This window comes from Microcoleus sp. T3_B1 (assembly GCF_036700445.1).
Lineage (GTDB): Bacteria > Cyanobacteriota > Cyanobacteriia > Cyanobacteriales > Microcoleaceae > Microcoleus.
Genome location: NZ_JAUBOX010000035.1, coordinates 22,375 through 37,348 on the forward strand (window position 1 = coordinate 22,375; position 14,974 = coordinate 37,348).

11 protein-coding genes are annotated in these 14,974 nt (G+C 45.4%); 5 read left to right on the forward strand and 6 right to left on the reverse strand.

The annotated features are described in order from the left end of the window. Positions 1 to 50: 50 nt before the first annotated feature. Positions 51 to 992, reverse strand: a complete 942-nt coding sequence (locus QT990_RS19350; protein WP_333139591.1) for a pentapeptide repeat-containing protein — start codon at positions 990 to 992, stop codon at positions 51 to 53. A 368-nt stretch (positions 993 to 1,360) separates the two neighbouring features. Here QT990_RS19350 and QT990_RS19355 point away from each other — a divergent pair, with 368 nt between their 5' ends. Beyond that, entirely contained in the window at positions 1,361 to 1,861 is a 501-nt protein-coding gene (locus QT990_RS19355; RefSeq protein WP_333139589.1) for a pentapeptide repeat-containing protein, read from the forward strand. Between the two features lie 456 nt (positions 1,862 to 2,317). On the opposite strand, the gene mrdA is transcribed toward QT990_RS19355, so the two are convergent. Beyond that, on the reverse strand, positions 2,318 to 4,132 hold the full coding sequence (mrdA, locus tag QT990_RS19360; RefSeq protein WP_333139586.1) for a penicillin-binding protein 2: 1,815 nt from the start codon (positions 4,130 to 4,132) through the stop codon (positions 2,318 to 2,320). Positions 4,133 to 4,356: 224 nt separating this feature from the next. Here mrdA and QT990_RS19365 point away from each other — a divergent pair, with 224 nt between their 5' ends. Then, a complete protein-coding gene (locus tag QT990_RS19365; RefSeq protein WP_006635567.1) occupies positions 4,357 to 4,716 on the forward strand; it encodes a phage holin family protein in 360 nt (119 codons plus the stop codon). 260 nt (positions 4,717 to 4,976) lie between these two features. Here the strand turns inward: QT990_RS19365 and QT990_RS19370 are convergent, their stop codons facing one another. From QT990_RS19370 to QT990_RS19385, 4 genes are all read right to left on the reverse strand, one after another. Continuing rightward, positions 4,977 to 5,654 (reverse strand): N-acetylmannosamine-6-phosphate 2-epimerase, encoded by a 678-nt coding sequence (locus QT990_RS19370; protein ID WP_333139584.1) that lies wholly within the window; start codon positions 5,652 to 5,654, stop codon positions 4,977 to 4,979. Positions 5,655 to 5,942: 288 nt separating this feature from the next. After that, a complete protein-coding gene (locus QT990_RS19375; protein ID WP_333139582.1) occupies positions 5,943 to 8,489 on the reverse strand; it encodes an ATP-binding protein in 2,547 nt (848 codons plus the stop codon). Between the two features lie 181 nt (positions 8,490 to 8,670). Further along, positions 8,671 to 9,900, reverse strand: coding sequence for a transposase (locus tag QT990_RS19380; RefSeq protein WP_333139580.1), 1,230 nt, complete (start codon positions 9,898 to 9,900; stop codon positions 8,671 to 8,673). Beyond that, complete coding sequence (locus tag QT990_RS19385) at positions 9,863 to 10,417, reverse strand: IS607 family transposase (protein WP_445252012.1); 555 nt, start codon at positions 10,415 to 10,417, stop codon at positions 9,863 to 9,865. Before QT990_RS19385 ends, QT990_RS19380 begins: the two co-directional genes overlap by 38 nt. A gap of 613 nt (positions 10,418 to 11,030) precedes the next feature. Here QT990_RS19385 and QT990_RS19390 point away from each other — a divergent pair. The 3 genes from QT990_RS19390 to QT990_RS19400 all read left to right on the forward strand — a co-directional run bounded on the left by QT990_RS19390 (position 11,031) and on the right by QT990_RS19400 (position 14,960). After that, entirely contained in the window at positions 11,031 to 12,317 is a 1,287-nt protein-coding gene (locus tag QT990_RS19390) for a chemotaxis protein (protein ID WP_333465647.1), read from the forward strand. A gap of 201 nt (positions 12,318 to 12,518) precedes the next feature. Then, entirely contained in the window at positions 12,519 to 14,441 is a 1,923-nt protein-coding gene (locus QT990_RS19395) for a response regulator (RefSeq protein WP_333465648.1), read from the forward strand. Between the two features lie 291 nt (positions 14,442 to 14,732). Next, positions 14,733 to 14,960: a hypothetical protein gene (locus QT990_RS19400; RefSeq protein ID WP_333465649.1), complete on the forward strand. Its 228-nt coding sequence runs from the start codon at positions 14,733 to 14,735 to the stop codon at positions 14,958 to 14,960. Positions 14,961 to 14,974 lie beyond the last annotated feature (14 nt).

The window sequence follows — 14,974 nt, forward strand, 5'->3', positions numbered from 1 at the left end:
AAGTCCTGTTTTTTGAAACAGATGTAACTCCTACGACTAATTATTACAATTTAAAATTCACCCTCCCTAATCTCACCACGCCAGTGGTAAGTAGCACTCGTTGGACCCTGGATAAATTCTCCATCTGTCCAAGTAGTCTGGTAAAAGAATACATCTCCTTGGAGACCACCAGAAAGACAATTTTTAGCTCCCGAAAAGTTGCTTCCTATGAATTGAGAATAACTCATGTCAACTCCTGATAAATTAGCCTCTCTCAAATCGCAATAAAAAAAATAGACACCCAACCAATCTTCATCCCGACTAAATCGAGCATTTCTGAAATCAGAAAATATAGCCATTCCCAAGCCAACATTTTCCAAACAAGCACAACTAAAGTTGACATAGCTTAAGCGAGAACGACTCAGGTCAATATCACGCAAGTCAGCACCGCTCAAATCTACACGATGCAATATTTTATCCTGAAAAATTCGCTCGCCTTCGCCATAGCGCCGGAGCAATTCTTCAGCAGACAACGTTCTGTTTAAATCGTTTTGAATCCTGCCGTCAGGCATAGTCACTTGATGAAAAATAGTCTGCTCTGTTGTTTTAATATCCGTCAAATTGGCATCAGTCAAATTAGTGTCAATCAGCACAGCACCCGTCAAGTCGGTACCCGTCAAGTCGGCACCTGTTAAGTCGGCACCAGTCAAGTCAACATTAACCAATTTAGCATTCCTGAGATTGGCATTGCTCAATTTTGCCTTAATCAGTAAGGATTGATCCAGCCATACTCTTTCTAAGTTAGCATGGCTCAAGTTAGAATTAATTAAATTAGCCCCCCCCAAACTAGCGTCTTCCAGATTAGCACCGATCAAGTTGATATCAACCAGGAAAAACTCGGAGAGATGAAAATTATTCAGATCGAAACCCGAAAAATTTCTCTCTCCAGCTATATACCGTCTCCGTAATTCTTGCAGGTCGTAGATTCTCGTTGACTCTTTTTCGTCCACCACGGTTTTTTTTCATATAAAATATTAGTTAATTTTAGCAGAACTATTATGAAATAGGTAGGGACCTATCTAAATATTCAACACATTACAGTTCCTTTAACTATTCCTCATATCAAACCCGGAAAGATTAACCACAGTACCGAGGGAACAACCACGGGGGGTTTGCCCCTACTGAACTATGTGCATTTAACCGGATTTGATATCACCCTCCACCTGCTACCTTGATTTTATGGGCGGTTGAGGGGAACTTCTGTATAGATAAGTGCCACAGAAGCAAGAATCCGGTGTCTTTCCAGAGCCTATCAAGTGTCAACATCGGACTAATAGTTTACCTTATTATTGAGTAATGGAGAATTAAGAGAAGACGACCTATGAAAGGATCGCTATTTACTGAAATGAGTGCCTCTGAATTGCTCGAACGTTATGCTGCTGGGGAGCGAAACTTTGCTGGAATTCGTGTTAGTGCGTTCTCATATCTCCAAGGAGCAATCTTGAGCGATGCCAATTTTTCCGGGGCTGTTCTGCAGGGTTCGATGATTGGAACTGACTTCTCTCGAAGTTACCTGATTGGAGCCGAATTGGCTGAAGTCTCTCTGGAGAACGCCATCCTGCAACATACCCGCTTGGATGGAGCTACCCTGGCTCAATCGATCCTCGATCGAGCTGACTTGACTCATGCTTGTTTGGTACGTGCCGAGTTGGATGAAACCCTGGTGGAGAAGACCAACTTCTATCGCTCTAATTTGTTCGGTGCTTCCGGTGTAGACATCGAATACTGGCTGGAACAAGAATGTATTTTCTGCCACACTATTATGCCCGATGGCAGTGAGAGGAATGATGGGTGCCAACGTCTAGGTATTTGTGTCTATTAATTCACTTGGAGCCCCTGTTACAGCGGCTCGTGAACTTTCTTTATATTATTAAATCAACCAACGTAGGCGGGAAAACTTGCTAGGCCTACCAGGCTCTTGACTTTTAATAACATTGAACTAATCTTCATCTTCATTAATACTGCATTTACTAAAGAGCAATATTAGCCGACCGCCCTTTTACCGCCTTTTACCCCTTTGAAGACTTACAAGGAAGAAAACCTGGGACGACTGGCAGCGGAGTCAGCTTTACGATCGCTCGTAACTCAACTATTAAATTCTGGAATGAGTCTGGAACAGGTAGCGCAAATGATGAATTTATCGACCGTGGAAGTGAGACGATTGGTAGGGGAAAACTTTTGATCGATCGCACTTTTCCAAGATATCAAGGATAGTGCGATCGAAGTATGGGACAAACTGAGAACAGTCAACAGCCAAGAGTCAACTATTAACTAATGACTAGAGAGGCTTATTAGTAGGCTTAAAGCCCTGCTTTTGAAAATAGGTTCGGAATACCTCTTGAGCAATTGGTGCCGCCGATACAGAACCAAATCCGCCGCCTTCAACTATAACTGCGATCGCAACTTCGGGTTTGTCAGCGGGAGCAAAACCCACAAACATAGAATTGTCAGGATGACCGGGCATTTCCACCGTCCCAGTCTTACCAGCACTTAAAGGAATAGTACCATCATTCATGCGTTTGCCAGTACCTTTTTTCACCACGTCAATCAATCCCTGGCGAACAACATTCAAAGTTGCAGGCTTAATACCTGTGGGAACTTTTTTGGTAATAGGAGTGTTGGTTTGAGAAGCCAATAAATGCGGCTGAACTCGATAACCGCCATTAGCAACAGTGGACACCATCACAGCCAATTCTAAGGGAGTACAAAGTACCAAACCTTGACCGATCGACATTGTTACTGTATCGCCAACGTACCAATCTTCACCATACATTTTCTGTTTCTCTGCTGGTATCGGAACTTGACCGTGATTGGCGGATTCCAACCCCAAAAGGTCTAAATTAATAGTACCGCCAATGCCCATCGCTTTAGCCGCTTTTGCCATTTGTTCGGGGCCTGCAGCCATACCTACTTGATAGAAAAAGGTATTGCTGCTGTAGGCTAAAGCATCGCGGAAACCGATAACGCCGTAACCGCCGCTGTGTTCGTTAAAAGAAATTCCGCCGATCGTAATTGAAGAAGAAGTAGCCACAGTCGAGTCAGGAGAAAACTTGCCCGACTCCATCCCCGCTATAGCAGTGACAATTTTAAAAGTGCTACCGACTGGATAACCTTGAACGGCTCGATTTAAAAACGGTTTTTCTGGCCCTTGCAGTCGATCCCATTCTGTTTGAGTCACCTTGCGGGTGAAAATATTGGGGTCAAATGTCGGCCAACTAGCCATTGTTAAAAGAGCTCCGGTTTTTACGTCGATCGCGACAACTGCACCCAGGCGATCGCCCAAAGCTTTTTCTGCAGTTTTCTGCATATCTAAATCTAAAGTTAGCTGCACCGGTTTGCCGGGGATAGGGTCTTTGACACCTAAATCTTGGATTTCCTCGCCCTTAGCATTCACCTCGATTAAACGGTTTCCCCAAACGCCCTCTAAAGTTGAATTGGCTAATTTTTCAACTCCCATTTGACCCACGAGCATCCCCATCGGATATGCAGGATTAGCTTTTAATTGCTCTAAACTAGCTTCGCCGACGTATCCCAAAAGGTGAGCTGCTAATTGCTGGTTGGGATTGTCTCGGCTCGATTCTACGCGAATTTCCACTCCCCGCAAACTATTAGCTTGTTCTCCCAAAGCGACGAAAGTACCTACATCGATATCCTTACTAATTCGCACTGGCAGGGCCGATCTGTAGCCAGCGGCATCGATTTTTTTGACAATTTCGGCCGCGGGCAGTTTGACGATCGGGCCCAGTGTAGCGGCGATCTCTTGCCACTCCTTGGCCGATCGCTCTTTTGGCCACACATAGACCGATCGAGATACGCGGCTGGCCGCAAAAATTTTGCCGTTGCGGTCTAAAATTTGACCGCGAGTCGCTGGGACTGAAACAGGGCGAATGCGGTTATTTTCCGCCCGCTGTCGGTTGTAGGCTCCCTGTACCAGTTGCAATTCGGCTAGACGAAATATTGGTAGCGCCATCAAGGTAGTGACGAGCAGCATAAAAATCATAACTTGGAGCGATCGGCTGCGTTGCCGTGAAGCATTGTCCAAGCCATTTTTGTCGAATCGGACTTTAGAGTTAAAAGAAAAATCGCCAGCCATATTAATTAATCTGCTCTTTTTATTCAACTAACAGGTTGATACGGGCCCCATCCGGATGATTGGGCAGATGATTACAGGGATTATAACTTCTAACTCTTTAGTAACAGACATAAATTCTGTCGATTGGCAGACGAATCAGCCGGATTGTTTAATTAAGGTATATAAGATATATGTTAAATATCAGGTTTTTCTGACAATTCAACTGTTAAGGAGGTAGGGGCGCTGTGGAACCGATCGATTTTTTGATTGCTTGGCTGGTGACGGGCAGCAGCTTGCTGCTAATTTCTCAACTCCCGATCGGCGTAGAAATTGACAGCACACCGAAAGCAGTAATTTCCGCTGCGGTTTTGGGAATGTTGAATGTTTTAATTTTGCCAATTCTGAAAGCAGTTTTTTTCGTGCCGAACTTGCTGACGCTGGGATTGCTTTCCGGCGTGTTTGCTTTTGTAATGAACGTGATTGTTTTTGCCTCGGCTGCGAAGTTAGTTGAAGGATTTAGTTTGCGGATGGGCCTTTGGAGTGCGGTACTGGGGGCGATCGCCTTAGCTGTAGTTAGCAGCTTTATCAACGGCGCACTGATTTAGCAACTTCCCCGGATAAAGGGCGATTGAAATCGCCCGATATTTCCCACCCTTAGCTGGCGCGTTTCCTGTGCCTACAACCGATTTCTATCGCTGAATATTTCTTCTCCCTTCTTCCTTCAATCCGTTACATCCGTTACATCCGTCGAGCGAATCCGTTGCCGAACTTCCTTCAATCCGTTACATCCGTTAAACAATCCGTTGCCGAACTTCCTTCAATCCGTTACATCCGTTACATCCGTCGAGCGAATCCGTTGCCGAACTTACTTCCCCATCAGCGACTTATAGGCTGTCACCTTAAGATCGATCCCAGTAATATCTGTCCCCACAACAACAGCCACCGCTCCTAAATCCAAGGCTTTTTTAGCCATTTCCGGCCCCGATATCCCGCCTTCGCAGATAACGGGAACCTTAAGCTTTTCTACCATTTCCGCAACCAAATCAAATCCCGGCGGCGACAAATTTTCCGTCTGGGCAGTGTAGCCAAAAAGAGTAGTTGCTACAGTATCTGCACCAGCTTCGGCTGCCGCGATCGCAGCTTCTATTGTATCTACATCCGCCATCACTAATTTACCCAATTCGCTGTGAATTTGCGCGATTAATGTCTTTAAATCTTCGCCGCCAGCAGGACGGTTTCTCAGAGTAGCATCAACGGCGATAATATCGGCTCCAGAAGCGGCGATCGCCCGCGCGTCTTCAAACCGAGGAGTAATGTAAATCTCGCATCCCGGCAATTGCTGCTTCCAAATCCCAATTATGGGAGCGGATATCTGTTTTCGCACCGCTGCAATGTGAGCCGGAGTGTCAATCCGCACGCCCGATGCACCTCGATTGATGGCGGTTCGAGCCATTGCCGCAATTACGATCGGATCGTGCAGCGGCGAATCAGCAGGTGCTTGACAAGAAACAATTAATCCTGTAGGAATTTGACAATTAATCATGGGGAATTGCGGATGGGGAATTGGTAATTGGGAATTACAAATTATACCAGTTCAAAAAAAGAATGTAACTGTAGACCATATCCCAACCTATATCCAATGAGTCAATCGATTTTAGATTTTAGATTTTAGATTTTAGAGGCGACCCCACGGATAAATGCGGGGGCAATAAGTGATTTTCGATTTTCGGTTTTGGATTGATTCCACGGATAAATCACGTGGCGGGTACCACCTTTGAAATTAGTGGTCATTCCCCAATCTAAAATCTAAAATCTAAAATCTAAAATTGTATTACCCATTACCAATCCCAGCCATTAAAGAAATAATTTTGTCCAGCAATTGCTCAGGGTGAATCGGTTTAGCCAAACAATCGTTAGCTCCCGCCGTCACGAAAGATATCTGATCGGCGGGGATTTCATTAGCGCTTAAGGCCAGAATTTTGATATTTTCAGTAGCGGGTTTTTCGCGCAGTTGGTGAATTATTTCGCAGCCATTCATACCGGGCAAACGCATAGCGACGATCGCAGCATTGGGCTGCAAAAGTTCAATTTGTTCCACCGCCGCCGAACCTTCAATCATCCACACCACTTGCATTCCTGCGACTGTCAGGATATCGCAAATCAGCATGGCAGTTTCTTCATCTTCTTCGACGAGCACGAGGCTGCCCCGCAAGGAGGAAGAATGCAGCGGTAAAGATGAATTCGATTTTTCATATTTAAATTTTGTGGATTCATCTTTGCTTTGAGTTTGGATTGGTATAAAAACGGTAAAAGTAGAGCCGACATCAACTGTAGAGTTAACTTCGATCGCACCGCCGTGAAGCTCTACTAACTGTTTAGTTAAAGCCAATCCCAGACCGGTGCCGCCGTATTCGCGGCGGTAGGGAGAATCTAACTGCTGGAATTTTTGAAACAACAGCGATCGCTGATTTTCGGGAATTCCAATGCCGGTATCTTTGATTTGAAAAACAGCGGTGCTGCCAGCAGGTGCCGTACCGGGCTGCCGCACTGCAGGCGTTCGATTTTTATCTTCTGTCACCCAAACTCGCAGGATGACTTGCCCGCCTTCGGGAGTAAATTTAATCGCATTTCCTAAAAGATTGAAGAGAATTTGTCTCAAGCGGCGCGGGTCAGCGATGAAGCGATCGCACTCTTGTTTTATCCGCTGTTCTTGCAGCAGTTCCACGCCTTTAGCCGCAGCTTTTTCTTTGAGGGCGTGCAGGCTCTGAGAAGCTAATTTAGAAAGTGAAAATTCACTAATTTTTAATACTGCTTTTCCCGCTTCTACTTGCGATAAATCTAAAATATCGTTGATTAATTCTAATAAGTGGTCGCCGCTGTCTCGGATAGTTTGCAGGTACTGCCGCTGCTTTTGCACTGGCACTTCTTTACTGCCAACTTTGCCGTAAGACCACCGCAGCAGCGTGTCGGAAATGCCGATGACGCAAGTGAGAGGAGTCCGCAATTCGTGGCTCATAGCTGCCAAAAATTCGCTCTTGGCGAGGCTGGCAGACTGGGCGGCAACCAGTGCATCGCGCAGTTCTCGCGTGCGCTCTATTACGCGCTGTTCTGAGGTGCGCTTTTGCTGCTGGACTTGTGCATAAAGTTCGGCTTGGTAAATGGCGATCGCCAAATGTTCTGCTATTTGTCGCAAAAATGTTTTTTTGCTTTCTTCCCACTCCCAAAAAGTACACTGGTGGGCAATTAGCAGCCCCCACAAGTCGTCTTGAACTACGATCGGCACTAGCAACTTTGCCCGCACCTTCGCCCGTCGCATCAACTCTAAAAAACAAGGCTGTGAAGAGTAAGTTGTTTCCACATCCGCGACGCACAAAGCCAAACCTTTGCGATATTTCTCTCGGTCAATGACTCCCTGGGTAAAACACTGCGCGTCTTCAGTAAAATTCAGTACAGACGAGATAGCATCGTTGGCTAAAGCTTCGTAGGTAACGCGACCTAAATACAAGTAAGACGCGGAATTTTCTTGGATTTCGCCAGACCCCGAAACCGCCGCAGGTATTTCTTTAGCTAACTCGCCATTGTGCGGCGCTGGCACTTTTTCAAATTGATAAATTAACAGGCGATCGACCTCCAAAAACTCTCGCACTTGCTCGACTGCTTTTGACAAAATTACAGGCAATTCCAAACTCTGGCGGATTTGAGTTGTCACCTGATTCAAAAGTCGCTCTTGTTCAAGCTGTTGCTGCAAAGCATCTTCCACTGGCTGACAAAATGAAATGCAGGGACTGGCAATTTGTAATTGATTGACGGCTTCGGCAATCTGGCTTTGTAGTGTTTCGGGATCTATAACTTTGGGTGCGGATTTTCCCTCTATTTCTGTTTGGCTGTGTAGGGGCGGGCGATTATTTGGGCTGGCATTGGCAGCGAGAATATCCAGCAAATTTAGGGTGAATTCGCTTTGGAGAACTGCCGAGTTGGGCTGTATATTTTTAATTGCTTGTTTGAGGGCGGGAATGTCAATTTGCCACGAGGGTGCGGGCGTTATTTCTGCGAGTTTGTCGGCGAGGGGAGACAGGAAATTGGCGATCGCCCCGGGGTCGAAAGTCAACTGCACATTCAATTGCGAATGGAGATTTTTTTCGCTGTGCTTGTGTCCGTTGGTTGCGAACTCATCTAATAGATTGCCCCGCAGCAGGGCGCTAAAATGCTCTGATACTACTGCTGCAAACCTTTCCGACGAATTTTCCAGATTTTGATAATCAGCGGCATCGTCGGTGAGCCAAATCGCCCCTGGGATTTCAGCCATTTGCTGTAACAACTGGTAAGCAGCCTCAAAGGTTGCTAGTGGCAAAGTCCGATTTAAGGTTTTTGGTTTCAATCTAGATATTTTCCCGGTTGTTTTAAAGAACAAAATATGAATGCCTCTGTTGTGAGGAAGGAACCTGGGGCACAACAGGCGCGGCCGATCCAACAAGTTGAGATGACAGTAGTCAGAAAGTAGGTAATAGAAGGCCCCAGGATGAGAGAGCTAATTTCTCCCTATAGTTGTCCTGATACTTTTAATCCCGACAATCCCCGACAATCGGTGAAAATCTGAATATAGCACACTCATCAGACAGGTCCCAGAGTATGGTGGTATCCCACAAAGCTTTGAGAAAAATTCCCAGAGCGCCATTAAAATCACGGGGCATTTCATAACCACAGTTAGGACATCTAAAAGTTTTAGAGCTACCCAATTTTTTATGAATATGACCGCATTTCGTACAAGTTTTGGAAGTATATTCCTCAGTTACCCTAACCAATCTCGAACCGTAACGATTACAGAGATGTTCTAAAGTTTGGGAGAACTGATAGAATGCCCAAGTCATCATTGCTCTCGCCGACTTAGAATTGAGCTTGCGAGTACCTCTTGCCACCATCTGAGAAGTTTCAAAAGTAGGTAAGTAAATAACATCATAATTCCTAGCCAAGTGACTTGCTACTTGCTTGTGAATCTCAGAGCGTAGGTTTTTAATTTTTGTCCTCACCCTTTCCATAGCTTGTTTTAATCGATAGCGTAATCGAGAAAACTCGCTACCTTGAGAGCGACTAAGTTTTGATTGCATTTTGTCCAAATGTTGACACAACCTAGCAATCTTCCCAAAGTCGTGTTTGCCAAATTCAGTAAAAGAATTACCATCAAACCCGGTCAAAAAACAACGCAGTCCTGGATCGAGTGCGATGGTCTTGCCACCATTTTTAGACTCTGGAACGTCCATCTCTACAGGCATATTTACAAACCAGCGCCCCTTGTTGTAGGTGACTTCTACGGCTCTATCGTAGTTAATTAAGCAGAAATCTTGCCCAGTCCATAGAGGTTTCTCTAAACCTTTACTAGAATTGGTCATTAAATGACCGTTCTTATAGTCCCCCGGAGCAAACTGAATGGTCTGTTTTTGGGATCGTATCGATCGGAACCGAGCTAACTTCAATCCGACTAAAGGATTGATTTTTGCCTTTTTCCCTTTACCTATTTGAGCGGGCTGCTTATCGGTTTTTTTCCAAGCTGTGTAAGCCTCAAAGAGTGCATTATCTAACCCGTGAGCTATGCCTAGTTCTTTGCACCATTCAGGAATTATTTGGGAGTCCCAAGTTTTACAAAAACTCCGAAAAGCTTGCTTCCCTGAAGTTTTTAAGACTGGTTGATTAGTTTTTTTGTCCACAGTATAATACGTGAATTTTCCTTGATGTTGATTCAGGTAAGCAATCGCGTTATTGTAGACTTTTCGATTGGCATGAATTCTCAGCATCCAGATTCTTTTTGTCTCCCCCTTTGGGTAAACTCGGTACGTCATAGTCTTCAATGATTTGCTTTTTATACTTCCTGAGTCCGTAGAGTCGGCAACGGTCGCCGTGGATGATTGCGAGTATGTCTTCAACCATTTCTCTTTCTGGACTAAGTGAACTATTGTTGAGAACCAAAATCTTACACCCGCCCCGCTCCGCAAACCATGAGATAAGATCGAACCCGAACCGACACAATCTATCTTTTGAGGCAATGACAACCATTCCGATGTCGCCCGTGTAAATGTGTTCCAGTAGGGTGATAAGACCTTTCCGTTTGAAATTGAGGCTGCTCCCGATGTCTTGGATAATTTCACCTCCGGGGTAGCGAGACACAAGAAAGTCAGCCTGTCGTACAAGGTCGGCTTTTTGACTTCGACTGCTAACTCTGGCGTAGAGGATTGTTGGTTGAGTAGATGGAATATCGACAATTGAGTCTCCGTCATGTCGTGGCTGTCCTGAAGGTGTTCTGTACGCTTTGATTTTCCCTTCTTTTTCCCACTGCTAAGCGTGTTTTTGCACATACTCCGAGTCGTTGAATAGCGATTCTTGGTGGTACATACTTGGACATGGTAGGTTTTTCTAAGTGAATCACTCTCTCATACACCAATTGTCGGACTTATTACGAAAAATGTCTGAGAAATGCCCCTCCTAGGGATTACTCTTTCTTGTGGGCGAGTGACCCCCACTTCACCGCTTTACGAGCGCGAAAGCGGTAGGAGGAAACGGGGGGAAGGGATACGGCTGTATAATCGATCGCTTCTGGTTGTGTTTGTGAACTGGGTTGTTGATGGAAACTAAGCAATTCCACTCCCATTGCTGGGGTGAAGTTAGCACGCGCCTTTGTTTTCTGAGCTGATTCGGCTAATGGCACGTCCTTAACCCAAATAAAAATGTTTAACCCTTAACGACAGAACATGGGACTAGCTACGTATCCGCTTGGTGTCATTACTGTCAGGCTGGTCAACTGAAAATGAAGTTTTAGGCGCGAAGCCCAGTCACTTCCGTGCTGGGTCGTTGACTACTTTCAACAATCTTATTCCAGTATAATATTAATATATAATTTGTTAACTTGTACTTAACACTATCCGGGTAAATGAGCAATCCAACTCAACTCACCCCCGATTTCACGATCGGACATCTGCCGTGTCACGACTTCCAAGTGAGCGCTACAACTCTAGGACAGGTAGTGGCTGAAAGATTTGAGCAAGAACCAGACCTGCCAGGAGTCATTATTACTCATGAATCACAGGTATTGGGCATGATTTCTCGCGTCAAATTTCGAGAGCAAATGAGTTTTCCCGATCGCGTAGAACTTTACGGGTCACACCCGATTCGAGCCTTGTTAGATTTTATTAGAATTCCGCCTTTGCTGCTTTCGGAAAACTGGAAAGTTGACGATGCCGTCCAAGCGTCTTTCCACAGGCACAAAGACTTGATTTATGAACCGATTATTGTGGTAAGGGAAGACCAGAGCCACCACCTTTTGGACGTTCATACTCTGGTGATTGCCCAGTCAAAGCATTTAGCGCAAGCTAACAAACTTCTTCAAAAATACCGAGTAGAAAGACACAAGTATTTGGCGCTACTTCAACAAGAACAGGCTAAGGTTCACGAATGTAATGAGCTTTTAAAAATCCAACAACGTCAAACAGAAAAATTGCATACTAATCCCAGTGCCCAGCAAGTGGCACTGGTCAAACAAGCTGAAGAAATTGCTCAAATGAATCAGCGATTTGTGAGGATTGCGAAACTGATTTCTTCCGAAGGTCGCCAAGCATTTCAAGCTACTTTTCAAGGCGCTAATTCTATTTGCAACAATACAGATAAAATTTTGGGCGTGGGCAAAGCAATAGCTAATGATTTAGAAACGGTTAATCGCACTTCCCGAACCATCCGGGAGGCGATCGAACAAGTCAGGCATTTAGCAGTACAGGTGGCTGTAGTTACCAATCAAATGGGAAGTCAGCCCAGCGGTCTGAGCAAAGTGAGTCTAGAAATTGGCAGACTGGCAAGTAAAACTTTTGAATTGGGGACTCAAATGGAGCAAATTGCCAGCCGGTTTAAACTTCGAGTTCACGAAATCACGGAGGCAGCAAGAGCGGGTGCTAATGTGGCTAAATCCGTGACGATCAAGATCGATCGCGCAGAAATGGCCCTGCTAGAGTTGGAAGAATTAATAGCGGAAAAAAAATTTAATTCATTGACCGCTATCCAAGAACCTTTGGGAGGCATAAAAAGTGTTACCGCTGATTCTTTAGTTCAAGAGATAGAACACGCCGAAGTAGCGGTTTCCGAGTTAGAAGACTTAGTTAAACATCAAGATTCCTCGCAATATCTGATTCAAAAGATTCAGCAGGCGCTGAAGTCCAAAAAGCCATAAAATCCCAGCCCGAATCTAATGAAAAATTTCGAGAATAAAACAAATAAATAAAAATAATAATTTAGAATTATTCTATTTGCAGAAGACTATTTGTTATACTGAAGGTGGGGGATTTTTAAATTAAGTTGTAAAAAGGCTATTTAATTAGCCCCAAAAACCGATAAAAAGTTCCAATAATAGTTGGAAGGACAGGTGACGTTTATGAAAATCCTGCTGGTAGAAGATGACACAATTACAGTCAGTTTGCTGACTCAAGCGCTGAACTCTCACAATTACAATGTGAATGCTGCTGCCGACGGTGAAACAGCGTTGCATTTGGTGCAGGCATACGATTACGACCTGATTGTTTTGGATGTGCTGATTCCTAAACTCGACGGCATTAGTTTGTGTCGGAAATTGCGATCGTCCGGCTGCCAAATGCCGATTTTACTGCTGACAGCGCTAGATAGCAGCAACGATCGAGTCCAAGGTTTAGAGGCTGGTGCAGACGATTATGTGGTCAAACCCTTTAATCTCGAAGAATTAATCGCTCGAATTCGGGCTTTGCTGCGCCGGGGTAAGGCAACTTTGTCGAGTACAAATTTAACATGGGAAAAACTGCAAGTCAACCCGGACACTACGGAAGTAACTTATGCCGAAAAAGTGCTGCACTTGACTCCCAAAGAGTACAATTTGCTAGAACTTTTCCTGAGAAATCCCCGGCGCATTTTCAGTCGCAGCGCCATCCTCGATCGCATTTGGTCGGCCGGCGAATTTCCTCAAGAAGAAGCCGTTACCGCTCACATCAAGGGGCTGCGGCAGAAGCTGAAAGCAGCCGGGATGACTGTAGATTTAGTGGAAACGGTGTACGGATTGGGCTATCGGCTCAAAAGTCTGCCGGAGGAGATTGAGAGCCAACAAGCTGGGCAGGAAAGGCCAGAAACTGCTAAAACTCAAGAGACTTTATCTACTGAATCCAGCGGAGCGAGCCACGAATTAAACAATGACGAGCGCCGTCTCAAAGTCTTGAATGCGATTGCCCAAATGCGGGAAAATTTAAAAGCTAATTTTATAGAAAAGGTGGCGATATTCGATCGCGCGATCGCTCAACTGAAAAGCGGAACCTTGGAGGGTGAACTGCGCGAGCAAGCCCAGGCTCAAGCTCACAAATTAGTCGGTTCTTTGGGAACGTTAGGGCTGCCGCAAGGTTCGGAAGTTGCGCGCCAGATAGAACATTTGTTCAAGGCCCAAAACATCTGGAAACCGGGGACTGCCCAGCAGATTGAGGGATTTCTGCATCAGATCAAACAGATATTCGATCGCCCGTCGCCCGAACCAGAAGGCGATTTGGTTCCTGCTGTTTCCCAAAAGCGCCGAATGCTGATTGTTGAGGATGATAATTTTGGGAGCGATCAACTCAAAACAGTAGCATCCGGTTCCGGCTTCCAGATAGAAGTCGCCAACTCTCCGCAAGCGGCAAGAAATGCGATTTCTCAACAGCCTCCCGACGCGATTTTGCTGGATTTGACATTTTCCAAAGCTCAGGAAAACGGACTTTCTCTCCTAGCCGAACTCCTCCGTGAAAAACCCGAAATTCCGGTGATGGTTTTTAGCGGGCACAATCAATTGAGCGATCGAATAGAAGTTGCTCGTTTGGGAGCTTCGGGCTTTTTACACAAATCTATGCCCCCAGCAGATATACTCAAAGCAGTCGCCCAAGTTCTCGACCAGACCGGCCCTGCTGAAGCTAAAGTTATGGTGGTAGACGATGACGTGCATCTATTGGCTGCACTGCAAGTGATTCTAAAACCTTGGGGATTTCAAGTAACAACATTGGACGATCCCGAAAAGTTCTGGGAGGTACTCGAAACGACTTGTCCCGATTTGCTAATTTTAGATGTGGAGATGCCCGGTTACAGCGGTATCGAGCTGTGTTTGGCAGTTCGCAACGATTTGCGCTGGAGCAAGCTCCCCGTGCTATTTTTGACAGCTCATTCCGAATCGGAAATAGTGCGCCAAATGTTTGTCGCAGGTGCTGACGACTACGTGAACAAGCCGATCGTGAAACCGGAATTGATTGCTCGCCTCCTGAATCGTTTGGAGCGGACTCAACTGAGAAACAGACTGGCTCAGGCACAGCGCTAATCCCATTTTAGATTTAAAAAATTAAAGAATTAAAGAATTGAAGAAGTGGGAATGACTGATGAGATATGGGTTTCGATCGCGTACCTACACTTGTATTCTTTTTTTTTAATGGGATAACTATAGCGGTTCTCAAGCGTGGTGAGGTATGCCCACGGAGGCCTATGCCCACGGAGGCCTATGCCCTATGCCCATGAGTACCTCATATGAGAGCTCGAAAGGCTATAGGAGCAAATATGCAGTGCGTGTCCGAAACAACTCAGGAAGCCTTAGCCAAGACTGGGGATTGTTAGATTGTGTGATTGCGACGCGGTGCTGTTGATTGATGCTAGCCCGCCGAGAACACAGACGGGAGCATCTCACTTATGCAGCCCTCCGCTAGAAATTGGAGCCAGGAGTCAGGAGTCAGGAGTCAGGAGGAAAGAAGAAGAAGGAAGAAGGAAGGAGGAAGAAGGAAGGAGGAAGAAGGAAGGAGCCATAATAAGTGTTTTTACAAATATGAGATGCTCCCACACAGACTAATTTAGAGAAGTATT

Coding starts and splice junctions, on each gene's coding strand:
- QT990_RS19355 (WP_333139589.1), top strand. CDS start 1,361: ATGAAAGGATCGCTATTTACTGAAATGAGTGCCTCTGAATTGCTCGAA.
- mrdA (WP_333139586.1), bottom strand. CDS start 4,132: ATGGCTGGCGATTTTTCTTTTAACTCTAAAGTCCGATTCGACAAAAAT.
- QT990_RS19370 (WP_333139584.1), bottom strand. CDS start 5,654: ATGATTAATTGTCAAATTCCTACAGGATTAATTGTTTCTTGTCAAGCA.
- QT990_RS19380 (WP_333139580.1), bottom strand. CDS start 9,900: ATGCTGAGAATTCATGCCAATCGAAAAGTCTACAATAACGCGATTGCT.
- QT990_RS19390 (WP_333465647.1), top strand. CDS start 11,031: ATGAGCAATCCAACTCAACTCACCCCCGATTTCACGATCGGACATCTG.
- QT990_RS19395 (WP_333465648.1), top strand. CDS start 12,519: ATGAAAATCCTGCTGGTAGAAGATGACACAATTACAGTCAGTTTGCTG.